Below are 16247 nucleotides of genomic sequence, written 5' to 3'. Positions count from 1 at the left end.
CGGCCTGCGGGCCCATGCCGCCACGCACGGCGCGGACGGCAGGCAGCGGTTCGCACGGCTGCTCGCCGCCGCGGACCGGGACGGGACCGGACAGGCGACCGAGGCGCACGACGCCCTCGATGCGGTGGCCACCGTGGCCGGGCTGCTCTCCGGTGCGCAGGGGCCCGGGCGGGACGCGGACGGCGCGCTGGCGCTCGACCTCCTCGTCGTGCTCGACGCCCCGCAGCTCGACGTCGAGACCGCGGCCGTGCTGGCCGAGTCGCTGCCCGACGGGGCCCGGCTCGTGCTCAGCGGCGATCCCGGGGTGCTGTGGTCGGCGGGTCCGGGGCGGGTCTTCGCGGACCTGCTGGCGGCACGGGTCTGCCCCCAGGTCGCCTCGCGCAAGCCCGACCCGGGACCGCTGGGCGAGCTGGTCTCCGGCATCGGTGTCGGCGAGCTGAACCAGGTCGACGCACCGGGCAAGGAGGTCGTGATCGTGCCGGTGCGGGAGGCCGGTGAGGCCGTGCACCGCACCGTGCAGCTGGTCGCGGACTCCGTGCCGCGGGCGATCGGGGTTCCGGCGGAGCAGACCCAGGTGATCACCCCGGGCCACGGGGGCGCGGCCGGCACCCGCGCGCTCAACACCGTGCTCAAGGAGCGGCTGAACCCCGGCCCCGGCCGCTTCGGCGGCTTCGACCCCGGCGACCGGATCGTCTTCTCCCCCGCACCGGGCCGTACGGCCTTGGGCCGCGTGGTGCGGGCCGACGCCGAGGGGCTGCACCTGGAGTGCGCGGGGGCCCCCGTCGTCGTACCGAAGGAGCGCGTGGAGCAGTCCGTGCGGCACGGGTGGGCACTGACCGCGCACCAGGCCGTGGGACAGCGGTGGCCGGCCGTGGTCGTGGTGCTGCCCGGGGACGCGGTCAAGGCCCTGAACCGCCCGTGGATCTACACGGCCTTCGGGCGGGCCGAGCGCCATCTGTCCGTGGTCCACGGCGTGGAGCAGGCCCTGCCCCGGGCCGTCGCCGAGGTTCCCGCCAAGCCCCGTACGACGCGCCTGGTCACCCTGCTCAAGGCGCTGCTGCCGACGGCCGGTTGACCGGAGCGGGGGTCAGCGATCCGCGTCCAGCGGTTCCAGGTCCTCGTCGTCGTCCAGGTCCCCGGCGAACACGGGGGCGGGGCGGAGACCGTCCTCGTGGCCGCCGTCGGCGTCGTCCTCGTCCTCGTCGAAGACCGCGCTGGCGTCGAACCGACAGATGACCCGCTCCTGTTCGGGCTGCTCGAAGGGGGTCTCCAGCCATTCACCTGGTTCGGCGGGCTCGTCCAGGACGGTGATCCAGAGCGTGGAGTCGCCCTCCTCCAGGCCGAACTCCTTGTGCCGCGAGGCGATCTCGTCCGCCTCGAACTCGCCGAACACGACGTCCAGCGCGTGCGCGGTACCCGTGCCGCCGGAGTTCCGGGGGCCCGCCCCGTCGTCCTCGGCGGCCTCGACGCGCTGTGCCTGTGCCAGGAGCCGCTGCGGTTCGGCCACGGTGTAGTCCCGCCGGATCAGCACGCTGATGGCCTCGGGTTCCGGGCCGGTGTAGGGCGGCACCGCGCCGGGGATGTCGAAGGGCGTGACCTCGTTGTAGCGCTGGAAGAGGAGTTCGTCGTAGGTCTCGGCCGCGGCGGCCAGCTCGTTGAACGCTTCGGTGACGGTCGGGGCGTCTTCCTCCGCCCTCAGCTCGACCGCCGCCAGGTGGCGGTCGAGCGCGGTCTTGACCGCCTCGGCGGCGGCGCGTACCTCGGCAGCGGTCGGCTGCGCAGCATCAGACATAGTGCAGACGCTATCCGTACCGGGCCCCAGCCCGCACAATAGATGCGATGCCGGAATACGAATTTGTCGACGTGTACGTGCCGCGCGGGGTCTCCCGCAAGGACGCCACACGTCTGCTGACGGACCATGCCGAGTACGGTCACTGGGAACTGGACCGCCTGAGCCTGCTGCGTGACGGGAGCCGCAGGGTGCGGCTGCGCCGACGGATCATCCGCCAGGTGCGCGCGACGTGGTGAGGACGGGCGACCGCGACACATACGGAGCGGGCCCCGCTGCTGCGGGGCCCGCTCCGCCGTGCCGGCGGCGGGGTCGCGCGCCGGCGGTCCGTACCGTCGGTCACCCGGCGGCACGGGCCTTGCGGTAGAGCAGGGCGCCGCCGAGCAGCGCGCCCGCGCCGGCCGGGAGCACCAGGCCGAGCGGCAGCTCGGCGCCGGTCCGGGCGAGCTGTGCGACGTCCTGGGTGGAGGTGGTGTCCTGCCCGGCGAGGAGGCTCCCCCGGGTACCGGCCGGGAACAGGGCGCCCGGTTCACCGGGTCCCCCGTGTTCGTCACGTCCGACGGGCCCACCGAAGGGGGACGCGTCGTCCCGCGCACCGGAGAGTCCCGATCCGCCGGGCCCGCCGGTCGCCTCGAAGCCCGCCGCGATCCCCGGGGCCGCCCCGCGGCCACCGCCGTGACCGGTCCCGCACTCGGCGCCACCGGGGGCGGGAGTGCCGGTGGCGGCGACCTCCACGGAGTTCCCGCAGACGTCGACCGGGGCGTACACCGGCGCCTGCACGTGGTTCCCGGAGCCGATCCCGGACGAGTCCGCGGCATGCCCCTCGGTCTCGGTGGTCCGGGGCTCGGTCCGGTGGCCACCGGGCCCGTTCTCCTCGCGCCCTCCGCCGCCCTGGTCGCCGCACCTGTTGCCCACCGCCGGGTCGAGCGTCCCCGCGACGGTCACGGTGTTGCCGCAGACGTCGACCGGGGCGTACACCGGCGCCTGGACGGAGTTGCCCGTGAGCACACCGGGCGAGTGTGTGGTGGAGTCGTGGGCGCCGGAGTCGGCGTTCGCGTAGCCGCCGCTCGCGGCGATGACGCCCGTCGCGGCCGCCACGGTCATCAGGCCTCTGCGGGTGACCTGTCGCATCGCTGCAATTCCTGCTTTCACAGTCGTGGTCGTCCTGCACTTTCCGGCTGGACCGCCCGACCGGGTTCTCCGGCCGGGCTTCCTCGGAGAAGCCGTTCGGCCCCGGAACGCGTGGCACGCGTTCCGGGGCCGAACGGGCTCAGGGCCTCAAGGGGGGCACGACGTCACTGGTTGACGCAGGTGTTGCCGAAGGCGGGGTTCAGCAGCCCGACCACGTTGACCGTGTTGCCGCAGATGTTCACCGGGACGTGGACGGGCACCTGCACGACGTTCCCGGAGAGGATGCCCGGGGAACCGATGGCCGTGCCCTGGGTGCCACCCGGGGTGGCGGCGGCCATGCCCGCGCCCGCCATAACCAGACCACCCGTGACGGCCGCGACGGCAACGAACTTCTTGATCATCATTCCTCCTCGTCAACAACGCGATCCCCAAATCCGGATCACATGACGAGAACGAGGAGGAGGTAATCAGGATACGAGTTAATGCTTTCATTCACTCGTGCCGGTCGATCATCGTACGGGCGGACGAATCAGGCCGTCGGTGACGGCGTTCAGGACTCGTCGATGAAGCGGTCGAGCACCCGCACGCCGAACTTCAGTCCGTCCACCGGCACCCGCTCGTCCACGCCGTGGAACATGCCGGCGAAGTCCAGCTCCGGCGGCAGCTGCAGCGGCGCGAAGCCGAAGCAGCGGATGCCGAGGTCGTCGAAGGACTTGGCGTCGGTGCCGCCGGAGAGCATGTACGGCACGGCCCGGGCGATCGGGTCCTCGGCGCCGAGCGCGCTCTGCATGGCGTCCACGAGCCGGCCGTCGAAGTCGGTCTCCAGGGCCTTGTCCGCGTGCACGTCCTCCCGCTTGACCCGCGGGCCGAGGATCCGGTCGAGGTCGGCGAGGAACTCCTCCTCGTACCCCGGCAGGAAGCGCCCGTCGACGTGGGCGGTGGCCTGGCCCGGGATGACGTTGACCTTGTAGCCGGCGCCGAGCATGGTGGGGGCGGCCGTGTTGCGCAGGGTCGTGCCGATCATCTTGGCGATGCCGCCGAGCTTGGCGAGCGTCTCGTCCATGTTCTCCGGGTCGAGCTCGGTGCCGAGCGCGTCGGAGAGCTCGTCGAGGAAGGACCGTACGGTCTTGGTGACCCGCACCGGCCAGGTGTGCCGCCCGAGCCGGCCGACCGCCTCGCTCAGCTCGGTGATGGCGTTGTCCGTGTTGGTCATCGAGCCGTGCCCGGCCGTGCCGTCCACGGTGAGCCGCATCCAGTGCATGCCCTTCTCGGCGGTCTCGACGAGGTAGAGCCGCAGCTTCTCGTTGACGGTGAAGGAGAACCCGCCGACCTCGCCGATGGCCTCGGTGACCCCCTCGAAGAGGTCCGGGTGCTTGTCGACCAGGTACTTCGCGCCGTACGTGCCGCCGGCCTCCTCGTCGGCGAGGAAGGCGAGCACGATGTCGCGCGGGGGCTTGCGGCCGCTGCGCAGCCGGTCGCGCACGACCGCCAGGGTCATGGCGTCCATGTCCTTCATGTCGACGGCGCCGCGCCCCCACACGCACCCGTCCGCGATCTCGCCGGAGAACGGGTGGTGGGTCCAGTCGGAGGCGTTCGCCGGGACGACGTCGGTGTGGCCGTGGATGAGGAGCGCGGGCCTGGACGGGTCCTCGCCCTCGATGCGGGCGACCGTGGAGGCGCGCCCCTTGTGCGACTCGATGATCTTCGGGTCGAGGCCCACCTCGGCGAGCTTCTCCGCGACGTACTCGGCGGCCTTGCGCTCGCCCGGGCCGGAGTGGTCGCCGTAGTTGCTGGTGTCGATGCGGATCAGGTCGCGGCAGAGGTCCACGACCTCGTCCTCGCCGGTGACGCGCCTGGTCGTGTCCGTCTCGCTCACGCTGCTTCCTCCCGCTGTCCTCGCTGGTGGTCCCCCTCATCCTCCCTCCGTCACCCCGTCCGCCCAAGACCGGGCCCGGCCCGTCACGCGCCGTTCACGCCGGGAGGCCGGGTGGAACGGGGGGTGATCGAAGGCCCTCGAAAGCCTGGTAATGTTTTCTCTGTCGCCGCGAGGGAGACCCCGCACGACAGACACCTTGTCCGGGTGGCGGAATGGCAGACGCGCTAGCTTGAGGTGCTAGTGCCCTTTATCGGGCGTGGGGGTTCAAGTCCCCCCTCGGACACCACGGCGAAGGCCCCGCTTCGATGAGAAGCGGGGCCTTCGGCATGTCCGGTGCGTCCGGCGCGGAAGCGGGAGGCACCACCGGGTGCAGCAGAATGGGGGCATGTCCCGACGCACCCCCTCCTCCCGGCGCAGGCCCGCCTCCGGCTCCTCGCACGCCCCCTCCTGCCCCTGCGGCCTCGCGGAGACGTACGAGAAGTGCTGCGGCCGCTTCCACGGGGGTGCCGGGACGGCGCCGACCGCCGAGGCGCTGATGCGGTCCCGGTACAGCGCCTACGTCCGGCGGGACGAGGCGTACCTGCTGCGGACCTGGCACCCGCGGACGCGGCCCCAGGGGCTCGACCTCGGCCCCGGTCCGGCGTGGACCGGCCTGGAGGTGCTGGGGACGTCCGGCGGCTCGGCCTTCCACACCACCGGGACGGTGACCTTCCGGGCCTCCTACCGCGGGGGCGCGCTGCGCGAGCACAGCCGTTTCGAGCGGGTCGGCGGGGCGTGGGTGTACGTGGACGGGGACGTCGAGGAGTAGGCCCCCACGGCGCGCGTCAGGGAGGTGTTCACCCCGTGGTCGCGGGCCGGCTGTTCGGTGCCAGGATGTCGAGCTCCTCGAGCGCGCCGAGCGTGATCTCCCGGGTGAGCCGCTCCGCCCGGGCCGCGTCGCCCGCGCGGACCGCCTCGGCGACCTGGACGTGCAGGGTGACGGCGGCCGGGTCGGGATCCTCGAACATGACCTCGTGCTGGGTACGGCCCGTGAGGACCTCCGCGACCACGTCGCCCAGGCGGGCGAACATCTCGTTGCCCGACGCGTTGAGGACGACGCGGTGGAAGGCCACGTCGTGGAAGAGGTACCCCTCCAGGCGGTGGCCGCGCGAGTTGGCCACCATGCCGAGGGCGCACTCGGTGAGCTCGGCGCACTGCTCGGCGGTGGCGTGCTGCGCGGCCAGCCCCGCGGCGACCGGTTCGACCGCGGAGCGCAGCACGGTGAGCGAGCGCAGCTGGCGCGGCCGGTCGGCGCCGGCCAGCCGCCAGCGGATGACCTCGGGGTCGTAGAGGTTCCACTCGACGGCCGGGCGGACCGTCACCCCGACGCGGCGGCGGGACTCGACCAGCTGCATGGACTCCAGCACGCGCACCGCCTCGCGCATCACCGAGCGCGACACCTCGAAGCGCTGCGCCAGCTCATCGGTGCGCAGGACGCTGCCCGGCGGGTACTCACCCGCGGTGATGGCCGGCCCGAGGAGGTCCAGTACGTGTCCGTGCAACCCCCGGCCCCGTGTGCTCATGGGCTCAGCGTACGAGGTGGGCCGCGCTCGGAAAAAGTCAGACTTATATGTCACAGGCTCTTGAATTCGTCGTACCTAATGGGTTTCAGTGTCCTCGACGTCAGGTGACGTCCGATGTCGACGAAGACACACAGCGAGGTAGTCATGCGTACCCCCCACGTCGTCGTGGTCATGGGTGTGGCAGGAACCGGCAAGACCACGATCGGCCCCCTGCTCGCGTCCCGGCTCGGCGTTCCGTACGCCGAGGGCGACGACTTCCACCCGGAAGCGAACATCGCCAAGATGTCGGCCGGTACCCCCCTGGACGACGCGGACCGCGGACCGTGGCTGGACGCCATCGGCGCGTGGGCCCACGAGCGGTCCGGGCTGGGTGGGGTGGTGAGCTGCTCGGCGCTCAAGCGCGCCTACCGCGACCGGCTGCGCGCGGCCGCGCCGGACCTCGTCTTCGTGCACCTCAGCGGTGACCGGGCGCTCATCGAGGACCGGATGGGCAAGCGGCAGGGCCACTTCATGCCGACCGCCCTGCTGGACTCGCAGTTCGCCACGCTCCAGCCGCTCGGCGCGGACGAGCGGGGCGTCGCGGTCGACGTCTCGGGCAGCCCCGAGGAGATCGCCGAGCGGGCCGTGGCCGCGCTGGGCGATCTCGACCGGCCCGCTTCCTAGGCCCGGCGGGCCGGCCCGGCCCTCCCCACCTCCCCCGCACATCCGTACTTCCGTACTCCGTACTCCGTACTCCGTACTCGCAAGGAACCACCGTGACCAGACTCAGCGTCGAGATGCTGGCAGCGGACGCCGCCGAACCGATCACCTCGGCGGGCCACGCACAGCTGGGCATCGCCGTACTGGCGGGCATCGCCGCCATCGTGCTGCTCATCACCAAGTTCAAGCTGAACGCCTTCCTGTCCCTGACGATCGGCACGCTGGTGCTCGGCGCCGCCGCCGGGGCGCCCCTGGACAAGGCGATCTCCAGCTTCACCAGCGGACTCGGCTCCACGGTCGCCGGCGTCGGCGTCCTGATCGCCCTCGGCGCGATCCTCGGCAAGCTGCTCGCCGACTCCGGCGGCGCCGACCAGATCGTCGACACGATCCTGGCGCGGGCGAGCGGCCGCTCCATGCCGTGGGCGATGGTGCTGATCGCCTCGGTGGTCGGCCTGCCGCTCTTCTTCGAGGTCGGCATCGTGCTGCTGATCCCGGTCGTGCTGATGGTCGCCAAGCGCGGCAACCACAACCTGATGCGCATCGGCATCCCCGCGCTCGCGGGCCTGTCCGTGATGCACGCCCTGGTGCCGCCGCACCCCGGCCCGCTGGCCGCGATCGACTCCGTCGGCGCCGACCTCGGGGTGACCCTCGCCCTCGGTGTGCTGGTCGCCATTCCGACGGTGATCATCGCCGGTCCGGTGTTCTCGAAGATCGCCGCCCGCTGGGTGGACGTCCCGGTGCCCGAGCGCATGCTGCCGCGCGCCTCCGAGGAGCAGTCGGACGGGCGCGTCTCCAAGGAGGCCGTGCGCCGCCCCAGCTTCGGGGCGACCCTGGCCACCGTGATGCTGCCGGTCGTGCTGATGCTGGCCAAGGCGCTGGTGGACATCGTCGTCGACGACCCCGAGAACACCGTGCAGCGTGTCTTCGACGTCGTCGGCTCCCCGATGATCGCGCTGCTGGTGGCCGTGCTCGTGGGCATGTTCACCCTGGGCAGGCCGGCCGGCTTCACCAAGGGGCGGCTCGCCGAGACCGTCGAGAAGTCCCTCGGCCCGATCGCGGGCATCCTGCTCATCGTCGGCGCCGGCGGCGGCTTCAAGCAGACGCTGATCGATTCGGGCGTCGGCGAGATGGTCCTGGACATCTCCAAGGACTGGTCCATCCCCGCGATGCTGCTGGCCTGGCTGATCGCGGTGGTGATCCGGCTGGCGACCGGTTCGGCGACCGTGGCCACCATCTCGGCGGCCGGTCTGGTCGCGCCGCTGGCGGCCGACATGTCGACCACCCACGCCGCCCTGCTGGTGCTGGCCATCGGCGCGGGCTCGGTCTTCTTCAGCCATGTGAACGACGCCGGGTTCTGGCTGGTCAAGGAGTACTTCGGGCTCAGCGTCGGGCAGAACCTGAAGACCTGGTCGATGATGGAGTGCGTCATCTCCGTGGTCGGCGGCGCCCTGGTGCTGCTGCTGTCCCTGGTGATCTAGGGCCGTGACCGGCACCGGCCGCCGCCCCGCGGACCGGTGCCGGTCGGTGTACCGCGCACGGCGAGGTCAGGCGACCGCCCTCGCGGCCGCCCGGCCCGCCGTGCGGCCGGAGAACAGGCAGCCCCCCAGGAAGGTGCCCTCCAACGACCGGTAACCGTGCACGCCGCCCCCGCCGAAGCCGGCCGCCTCGCCCGCCGCGTACACGCCCTGGAGCGGGTCGCCGCCCTCGGTGAGGACGCGCGAGGAGAGGTCCGTCTCCAGGCCGCCGAGGGTCTTGCGGGTGAGGATGTTCAGCCGCACGGCGATCAGCGGGCCCGCCTTCGGGTCGAGGACGCGGTGCGGGGCGGCGGTGCGGATGAGCCGGTCGCCGAGGTAGGCGCGGGTGCCCCGGACCGCCGTGATCTGGAGGTCCTTGGTGTAGGGGTTGGCGATCTCGCGGTCGCGGGCGACGATCTCCCGGCGCAGCTCCGCCTCGTCGATCAGGGGCTCTCCGGTGAGGGCGTTCATCCCGCGGACGAGCGCGCCGAGGTCCTTCTCGACGACGAAGTCCGCTCCGTGGTCCATGAAGGCCCTGACCGGGCCGGGTACGTCGGAGCGCGCCCGGTCCAGGACGCCCCGGACGGACTTCCCCGTGAGGTCGGGGTTCTGCTCGGAGCCCGAGAGCGTGAACTCCTTGCCGATGATCTTCCTGTTCAGCACGAACCACGTGTGCTCGAACCCGGTCCCCATGATGTGTTCGAGGGTGCCGAGGGTGTCGAAGCCCGGGAACAGCGGTACGGGCAGCCGCCGGCCGCGTGCGTCCAGCCACAGCGACGAGGGGCCGGGCAGGATGCGGATGCCGTGGTTCTCCCAGACGGGGTCCCAGTTCCGCACGCCCTCGGTGTAGTGCCACATCCGGTCGCGGTTGATGAGGTGCCCGCCCGCCTTCTCCGCGATGCCGAGCATCCTGCCGTCCACGTGGGCGGGGACTCCGGCCACCATCCGCTCCGGCGGGGTGCCCAGCCGCTTCGGCCAGTGGGTGCGGACGAGGTCGTGGTCGCCGCCGATGCCGCCGGAAGTGACGATCACCGCCTGGGCGCGGAGTTCGAACGCGCCGGTGACCGCGCGGCTGCTGGCCTGCCCGCGCTCGATGTCCGAGGGCTGCAGGACCTCCCCCGTGACGGTGTCGACGGCGCCCGCGCTGCGGGACAGCCCGGTGACGCGGTGCCGGAAGCGGAGCTGGACCAGCCCGCGGTCCGCGGCGGCCCGCACCCGCCGTACGAAGGGCGCGAGGAGCCCCGGCCCGGTCCCCCACGTGATGTGGAAGCGGGGCACCGAGTTGCCGTGCCCGGTGGCGTCGTAGCCGCCGCGCTCCGCCCAGCCCACCAGCGGGAAGAACCGCACGCCCTGCCGGTGCAGCCAGGCGCGCTTCTCGCCGGCGGCGAAGTCCACGTACGCCTCGGCCCACTTGCGCGGCCAGTGGTCCTCGGGCCGGTCGAAGCGGGCGGTGCCCATCCAGTCCTGGAGGGCGAGCGCGTGGCTGTCGCGGATGCGCATCCGGCGCTGTTCGGGCGAGTTCACGAGGAACAGCCCGCCGAAGGACCAGAAGGCCTGGCCGCCCAGCGACTGCTCGGGCTCCTGGTCGAGGAGGATCACCGAGCGGCCCGCGTCGGCGAGCTCCGCGGTGGCCGCCAGACCGGCGAGACCTGCCCCGATCACGATCACGTCTGCGTCGTACGCCATGGGGCCGTCCTTCGGGGAATCAGCGCGGTAGGGGAAGCAACGCGGTAGGGGATCAGCGCGGTGCCGGACATGGTGACCGGTCGGTAGGTGGCTACGGGACGGCATCCTTGGGCACACCGGTTCCCCAGTCAACCGTTCGGGTGCGGGCCGCCGCCCCGGCCGGGCGGGCCGGTTGTCGGACCCCGCTGGTTGGATGAGCACATGAGCGCCGCCGAAGAGATCATCGACATCGTGGACGAGGACGACCGGGTCGTCGGGCAGTCGCCCCGGGGAGAGGCGTACGCGCGCGGGCTGCGCCACCGCTGCGCCTTCGTCCTGGTGCGGGACGCGCGGGGGCGGATCTTCGTCCACCGCCGCACCGCGACCAAGCAGGTCTTCCCCTCGCGGTACGACATGTTCGTCGGCGGGGTCGTCGGCGCGGGCGAGTCCTACGACGACGCCGCCCACCGCGAGGCCGAGGAGGAGCTGGGGGTGAGCGGGCTGCCCCGGCCCACGTTCCTCTTCAAGTTCCTGTACGAGGGCGACCCGGGCGGCGGCACGTGGTGGTCCGCGGTGTACGAGGTGCGGTGCGACCTGCCGGTGGACCCCCAGGTGGAGGAGGTCGCCTGGCACGCCTTCCTGACCCGGGACGAGCTGGAGGAGCGGCTCGGCATGTGGGAGTGGACGCCGGACGGGCTCGCCGCGTACGAACGGCTCGGGGTGCACGGCGGGCGCCCGTGACGGCCGCCCGGAGGTTCGCGCGCGACGTCCGGCTGTGGTTCGTGCCCCGGGAGATCCGTGACGAGGGCACGACGCCCGACTACCGGTTCTCGCTGGCGAACGAACGGACCTTCCTCGCCTGGCTGCGGACCGCGCTGGCGCTGATCGGCGGGGGTTTCGCGGTGGACCAGTTCCTGCCGGACCTGCGGTGGGGCTGGCGGGTGGGTCTCGCCCTCGCCCTGCTCTCGACCGGCGTGCTGTGCTCGTTGCGCGCCGTCAGCCACTGGGTGCGGGTCGAACGGGCGATGCGGCGGGGCGAGGACCTGCCCGTGTCGCGCTTCCCCGCCCTGCTCGCCGTCGTCGTGGCCGTCGTCGCCGTGGCCATGGCCGTCGTGGTACTGGTGGGGTGGGAGGGCTGAGCCCCGTGCGCGAGGAGCGTGACCCGGGGCTCCAGCCGGAGCGTACGCGGCTGGCGTGGCGGCGTACGACCCTGTCGGTCACCGTCGCCGGCGTGCTCGCCGCGCGGACGGCCCTGGCCGGCGGGCCCTCGGCGGGCGGTGTCGTGGTGTGCGCCCTGTGCGCGGCGCTGTGGCTGGCCCTCCTCGTCCTCGCCCACACGCGGATGCGGGACCTGGCGGTGCCCCGCCCGGCCGCCCTGTCCCCGGTCACGGCCGGCGCGGCCGCGCTGTGCACGGTCGCGCTGGCCGTGTGCGCGACCGTCCTGGTGGTGGTCTGAGGGCGGACGGTGGCGCGGGCCCGGCCCGGAGGTGACACAGGCTCTCAGCCCACGGTCACCACGATCTTGCCCCGGGTGCTGCCCTCCTCGTTCGACCGGTGTGCCTCGGCCGCCCGCTCCAGCGGGAACGTCTCCGACACGTGCACCGAGACCACTCCCGCGGCGGCCAGGTCGGACAGGTGCCGCAGGGGCGGGGTCGGGGCGGACGAAGTAGTACTGGCCGCCGTACTCGGTGACGGACGGGTCGGAGATGGAGGCGATCCGCCCGTGCACCGCCAGGAGCTGCGCGAACTCCTTCAGGTTGGCCCCGCCGATCACGTCGAACGCCGCGTCCACGCCCCCCGGCGCGAGGGCCCGCACGCGGTCGACGAGCCCCTCCCCGTACACGACCGGCTCCCCGCCGAGACGCCGCACGAAGTCGTGGTTGCGCTCGCTCGCGGTGCCGATGACGCGGGCGCCGAGGTGCCGGGCGATCTGCACCGCGAGGGAGCCGACGCCGCCCGCGGCCGCGCTGACCAGGACGGTCTCGCCCTGCCGCACGCCGAGGATCTTCGTCAGCGTCTGCAGGGCGGTGAGCCCGGCCAGGGGCAGCCCGGCCGCCTCCTCGAAGGAGAGGTCCGGCGGCTTGGGGGCGAGGGTGCGGACCGGGGCGGCCACGTACTCGGCGAAGGTGCCCCGGGAGACGAAGTCCTCGCGGACGTAGCCGATGACCTCGTCGCCGGGCGCGAACTCCGGGACGGCGCCGCCGGTGCGCTCCACCACGCCGGAGACGTCCCAGCCGGGCACGACGGGGAACACCGCCGGCAGCATCGCGTCCAGGTGCCCCTCGCGGACCTTCCAGTCCACGGGGTTCACGGCCGCCGCGCGCACCCTCACCAGCACCTGGTCCGGGCCGAGTTTCGGCTCGGGCACCTCCCCGAGCTCCAGGACCTCCGGTCCGCCGTACCGGCTGTAGCTGATCGCCTTCATCCCTCGACCCTCCGGGGTACTCGTACGGTACGCAAGCCGGGCACAGTGCGCGGAAGCGACGAATGCGCCCACTCCGTGACTAGCCTGACCTCGTCCCTCCCCGTACCCCCGAAGGTGAGCAGCATGACCACCAGCCATCAGGAACACACCGCCCACGAGCACCCGCACGGCCCGTCCTGCGGGCACACCTCCGTGCCGCACGGCGACCACACGGACTACGCGCACGACGGGCACCTGCACCGGGAGCACTCCGGGCACTGGGACGAGTGCGAGCCCCGGGAGCACGCCGCGCACGACGGGCACGACCACCGGCACGGCACGGAGTGCGGGCACCGCGCGGTGGAGCACGGGGACCACCTCGACTACCTGCACGACGGACACCGGCACGCGGCTCACGCGGGCCACTGGGACTGCCACTGACGGGCACCGGCGGGCGCTGACGCGACGTCGGCCACGGGCGGGCACCACGTGCCTCCCGTGGCCGGCGCGCGGGTGAGCTGCGACTCCCGTCACTTCGGGCTCCCCCTCTGGACGGCATACCGACCGGTCGGCATCATGTGGTTGGTCTCCAGGAAAGTGCTGTCGACCCCCCTGTAGGAGCCACGATGCGCCCTGACCACCCGCCGGGTCTCGACCCCGGCCGGCTGCGCGCCCTGCTCGACGCCGAGCGGCCCGGCCTGGTGAGCGGCCCCCTGACCGGCCGGCTGATCGAGGGCGGGCGCTCCAACCTGACGTACGAGGTCACGGACGGCACCGGCAGGTGGGTGGTCCGGCGGCCGCCGCTCGGCCACGTGCTGGCCACCGCGCACGACATGCGGCGCGAGCACCGTGTCATCAGCGCCCTGCACCCGACGGACGTGCCCGTGCCGCGGCCCGTGCTGCTGTGCGAGGACGAGGAGGTGCTCGGCGCGCCGTTCTACGTCATGGAGTTCGTGGCGGGCACCCCGTACCGCACCGCCGAGCAGCTCGCCCCGCTCGGCCCGCAGCGCACCCGCGACGCCGTGCTGGGCCTGGCCGACACCCTCGTCGCACTGCACGCGGTGGACCCGGCGGCGGTGGGCCTCGCGGACTTCGGGCGCCCGGAGGGCTTCCTCGACCGGCAGCTGCGGCGCTGGGGCAAGCAGCTGGACGCGTCCCGCGACCGCGAGCTGCCCGGCATCGACGAACTGCACGCCGCCCTGGGCCGCGAGCTGCCGCGCTCCCCCGCGCCCACCGTGGTGCACGGCGACTTCCGGCTCGACAACGTGCTGCTGGGCGAGGACGACCGCATCGCCGCCGTCCTGGACTGGGAGATGTCCACCCTCGGCGACCCGCTGACGGACCTGGGCCTGCTGGTGATGTACAGCGTGCCGCTCGGGCTGCCCGACTCCCCCGTCTCCACGACCGCCACCGCCCCCGGGCACCCGGACCCGGCCGAGCTGGTCGAGCGGTACGCGGAGCGCTCGGGGCGCGACGTGTCCGCCCTCCCCTGGTACACGGCGTTCGCCTGGTTCAAGCTCGCCGTGATCCTGGAGGGCATCCACTACCGCTACACGCTCGGGCAGACCGTCGGCCGCGGCTTCGACCGGATCGGCGACCTGGTGCCCGTCTTCATCGAGCACGGACTGAACACCCTCCAGGAAGGCTGAGGCATGGACTTCGCGTTCGACGCGCGCACCGAGGAACTGCGCGCCAGGCTGCTCGCCTTCATGGACGAGCACGTGTACCCGGCCGAGGCGGTCGCCCACGAGCAGCGCGCGCGACTGCCGTCCCCGTGGGAGACACCCGCCGTCGTCGAGGACCTCAAGGCGGAGGCGCGCCGGCAGGGGCTGTGGAACCTGTTCCTGCCGGACGCCGAGTACGGCGCCGGGCTCACCAACCTCCAGTACGCGCCGCTCGCCGAGATCACCGGCCGTTCCCCGCAGCTGGCGCCCACCGCGCTGAACTGCGCGGCGCCCGACACGGGCAACATGGAGGTGCTCGCGCAGTTCGGCGACGAGCGGCAGCGGAAGCAGTGGCTGGAACCGCTGCTGGCCGGGGAGATCCGCTCGGCGTTCGCGATGACCGAGCCGGAGGTGGCCTCCTCCGACGCCACGAACATCACGACCCGGATCGAGCGGGACGGTGACCATTACGTCATCACCGGGCGCAAGTGGTACATCTCCGGGGCGATGAACCCGGACTGCGCGATCTTCATCGTGATGGGCAAGACCGACCCGGACGGGTCGGACATCCGCCGCCAGCAGTCCATGGTCCTGGTACCGCGCGACACCCCGGGCGTCACCGTGCAGCGGGCCATGCAGGTGTTCGGCTACGAGGACCACTCCCACGGCGGCCACGCCGAGGTGGTGTTCGACCAGGCGCGCGTGCCGGTGGCGAACCTGGTCGGCGAGGAGGGCGGCGGCTTCGCCATCGCCCAGGCACGGCTCGGGCCGGGCCGCATCCACCACTGCATGCGGCTGATCGGCATGGCGGAGCGGGCCATCGAGCTGATGTGCCGGCGGGCGGTCTCCCGTACGGCGTTCGGCAAGGCGCTGGGGCAGCAGGGCGTGGTGCAGAACTGGATCGCGGACGCGCGCGTGGCCGTCGAGCAGCTGCGGCTGCTGGTGCTGAAGACCGCCTGGATGATGGACACGGTCGGCAACAAGGGCGCCCACACCGAGATCCAGGCCATCAAGATCGCCACCCCGCGCACGGTCGTGGACATCATCGACCGGGCGATCCAGCTGCACGGCGCGGGCGGGGTGAGCCAGGACCTCCCGCTGGCCGAGCTGTACGCGGGCGCCCGGACGCTGATGCTCGCGGACGGGCCGGACGAGGTGCACCAGCGGTCGCTGGCGCGGCGGGAGCTGAAGAAGTACCTGTAGCCGCGCGGACGCGGTTACGGCCGCAGCGCCCTCAGCAGCAGGTCCGCCAGGTGGTCGGCGACCTGCTGCGGGGTCAGCGGGCCGTCGGGGCGGTACCAGGTGGACAGGTGGTGGACGGAGCCGAAGTGGTAGTCCACCACCAGGTCCGCCGGGGTCGCCGTCGAGAACACGCCCGCCTCCTGGCCCTCCTCGATCAGCGCGCGGAAGCGTTCGTGGTAGCGCCGGCGCTCGGCGCGCACCTGCTTGTTCTTCTCGGGGCTCAGGTGGTGCATCGAGCGGAAGAAGATCGAGGCGTCGTCGAGGTTCTGGATCGTCGTGACGACGACGTCGGCCGCGGCGCCCCGCAGCCGCTCCTCGACCGGCTCGTCGGCGTCCGCGAAGGCGTCCAGGCGCTCCTGCTGGACGCGCAGCACGCGCGCGTACACCTCGTGCAGCAGGTCGTCCTTGGAGCCGAAGTAGTGGTACAGGGCGCCCTTGGTGACGCCGGCCGCCTCCACGATCTCCTGGACCGACGTGCGGTCGTAGCCCCGCTCGGCGAAGAGCCGGGTGGCGGCGGCCAGCAGCCGCCGCGGGACGGGTTGCCCGTCCGTGTCCGTCGTCCTGGGCACTGTCGCCACCTGCCTCTCCGCTCCGCCACCGCTCTGCGCGCCGTGCACACCGCTCGGTGCGCCGTGTACACCGCTCGGTGCGCCGTGTACGGAGGATCTTGCCATTACCCGTGTCCGGCGCGGCGGGCAGGG

At 72.8% G+C, this 16247-nt stretch carries 18 protein-coding genes, 1 tRNA gene and 1 pseudogene; 12 read left to right on the top strand and 8 right to left on the bottom strand.

From position 1 onward, the window contains the following. Positions 1–1075: ATP-dependent RecD-like DNA helicase (locus UW392_RS40015; protein WP_320780170.1), on the top strand; the 1075-nt coding region annotated here is incomplete at its 5' end. 12 nt (positions 1076–1087) lie between these two features. Here UW392_RS40015 and UW392_RS40010 read toward each other — a convergent pair. Continuing rightward, on the bottom strand, positions 1088–1792 hold the full coding sequence (locus UW392_RS40010; RefSeq protein WP_320780169.1) for a hypothetical protein: 705 nt from the start codon (positions 1790–1792) through the stop codon (positions 1088–1090). A gap of 47 nt (positions 1793–1839) precedes the next feature. Between UW392_RS40010 and UW392_RS40005 the strand changes: the two genes are divergently transcribed. Next, a complete protein-coding gene (locus UW392_RS40005; RefSeq protein ID WP_005485166.1) occupies positions 1840–2028 on the top strand; it encodes a DUF5703 family protein in 189 nt (62 codons plus the stop codon). Positions 2029–2128: 100 nt separating this feature from the next. On the opposite strand, the gene UW392_RS40000 is transcribed toward UW392_RS40005, so the two are convergent. The 3 genes from UW392_RS40000 to UW392_RS39990 all read right to left on the bottom strand — a co-directional run bounded on the left by UW392_RS40000 (position 2129) and on the right by UW392_RS39990 (position 4796). Beyond that, complete coding sequence (locus UW392_RS40000) at positions 2129–2920, bottom strand: chaplin (protein WP_320780168.1); 792 nt, start codon at positions 2918–2920, stop codon at positions 2129–2131. 164 nt (positions 2921–3084) lie between these two features. Then, a complete protein-coding gene (locus UW392_RS39995; protein WP_320780172.1) occupies positions 3085–3321 on the bottom strand; it encodes a chaplin in 237 nt (78 codons plus the stop codon). 149 nt (positions 3322–3470) lie between these two features. Continuing rightward, complete coding sequence (locus tag UW392_RS39990; protein ID WP_320780167.1) at positions 3471–4796, bottom strand: M20/M25/M40 family metallo-hydrolase; 1326 nt, start codon at positions 4794–4796, stop codon at positions 3471–3473. A 198-nt stretch (positions 4797–4994) separates the two neighbouring features. Here UW392_RS39990 and UW392_RS39985 point away from each other — a divergent pair. Further along, positions 4995–5082 (top strand) — tRNA-Leu (locus UW392_RS39985). A 99-nt stretch (positions 5083–5181) separates the two neighbouring features. Continuing rightward, positions 5182–5604 carry a YchJ family protein gene (locus UW392_RS39980; RefSeq protein WP_320780166.1) on the top strand — a complete coding sequence of 141 codons (423 nt, stop codon included), beginning with the start codon at positions 5182–5184 and terminating at the stop codon, positions 5602–5604. 28 nt (positions 5605–5632) lie between these two features. On the opposite strand, the gene UW392_RS39975 is transcribed toward UW392_RS39980, so the two are convergent. Then, on the bottom strand, positions 5633–6358 hold the full coding sequence (locus UW392_RS39975; RefSeq protein ID WP_320780165.1) for a FadR/GntR family transcriptional regulator: 726 nt from the start codon (positions 6356–6358) through the stop codon (positions 5633–5635). Between the two features lie 144 nt (positions 6359–6502). Between UW392_RS39975 and UW392_RS39970 the strand changes: the two genes are divergently transcribed. Beyond that, positions 6503–7021 carry a gluconokinase gene (locus UW392_RS39970; RefSeq protein WP_320780164.1) on the top strand — a complete coding sequence of 173 codons (519 nt, stop codon included), beginning with the start codon at positions 6503–6505 and terminating at the stop codon, positions 7019–7021. 92 nt (positions 7022–7113) lie between these two features. Then, positions 7114–8535, top strand: a complete 1422-nt coding sequence (locus UW392_RS39965; RefSeq protein WP_320780163.1) for a gluconate:H+ symporter — start codon at positions 7114–7116, stop codon at positions 8533–8535. A gap of 66 nt (positions 8536–8601) precedes the next feature. Here the strand turns inward: UW392_RS39965 and UW392_RS39960 are convergent, their stop codons facing one another. Then, positions 8602–10257 (bottom strand): FAD-binding dehydrogenase, encoded by a 1656-nt coding sequence (locus tag UW392_RS39960; protein WP_320780162.1) that lies wholly within the window; start codon positions 10255–10257, stop codon positions 8602–8604. 201 nt (positions 10258–10458) lie between these two features. Between UW392_RS39960 and UW392_RS39955 the strand changes: the two genes are divergently transcribed. Genes UW392_RS39955 through UW392_RS39945 form a run of 3 tightly spaced genes read left to right on the top strand, consistent with a single transcriptional unit; the run spans position 10459 to position 11692 of the window. Then, entirely contained in the window at positions 10459–10977 is a 519-nt protein-coding gene (locus UW392_RS39955; protein ID WP_320780161.1) for an NUDIX hydrolase, read from the top strand. Further along, positions 10974–11375 carry a YidH family protein gene (locus tag UW392_RS39950; RefSeq protein ID WP_320780160.1) on the top strand — a complete coding sequence of 134 codons (402 nt, stop codon included), beginning with the start codon at positions 10974–10976 and terminating at the stop codon, positions 11373–11375. Before UW392_RS39955 ends, UW392_RS39950 begins: the two co-directional genes overlap by 4 nt. After that, the gene (locus UW392_RS39945; RefSeq protein ID WP_320780171.1) at positions 11372–11692 is read left to right on the top strand and encodes a DUF202 domain-containing protein; all 321 of its coding nucleotides are present in this window, start codon (positions 11372–11374) and stop codon (positions 11690–11692) included. Before UW392_RS39950 ends, UW392_RS39945 begins: the two co-directional genes overlap by 4 nt. 44 nt (positions 11693–11736) lie before the next feature. Here UW392_RS39945 and UW392_RS39940 read toward each other — a convergent pair. Then, positions 11737–12661, bottom strand: a pseudogene (locus UW392_RS39940) (NADP-dependent oxidoreductase). A 123-nt stretch (positions 12662–12784) separates the two neighbouring features. Here UW392_RS39940 and UW392_RS39935 point away from each other — a divergent pair. The 3 genes from UW392_RS39935 (at position 12785) to UW392_RS39925 (ending at position 15507) form a co-directional block, all read left to right on the top strand. Then, complete coding sequence (locus tag UW392_RS39935) at positions 12785–13081, top strand: hypothetical protein (RefSeq protein ID WP_320780159.1); 297 nt, start codon at positions 12785–12787, stop codon at positions 13079–13081. Between the two features lie 185 nt (positions 13082–13266). Then, entirely contained in the window at positions 13267–14289 is a 1023-nt protein-coding gene (locus UW392_RS39930; RefSeq protein ID WP_320780158.1) for a phosphotransferase family protein, read from the top strand. 3 nt (positions 14290–14292) lie between these two features. Next, positions 14293–15507, top strand: a complete 1215-nt coding sequence (locus UW392_RS39925; RefSeq protein WP_320780157.1) for an acyl-CoA dehydrogenase family protein — start codon at positions 14293–14295, stop codon at positions 15505–15507. A gap of 14 nt (positions 15508–15521) precedes the next feature. On the opposite strand, the gene UW392_RS39920 is transcribed toward UW392_RS39925, so the two are convergent. After that, positions 15522–16115, bottom strand: coding sequence for a TetR/AcrR family transcriptional regulator (locus tag UW392_RS39920; protein ID WP_320780156.1), 594 nt, complete (start codon positions 16113–16115; stop codon positions 15522–15524). Positions 16116–16247 lie beyond the last annotated feature (132 nt).

This window comes from Streptomyces sp. CRN 30, assembly GCF_034105845.1.
The sequence above is the reverse complement of the archived record's forward strand: the minus strand, read 5'-3'. Positions and strand labels throughout refer to the sequence as shown.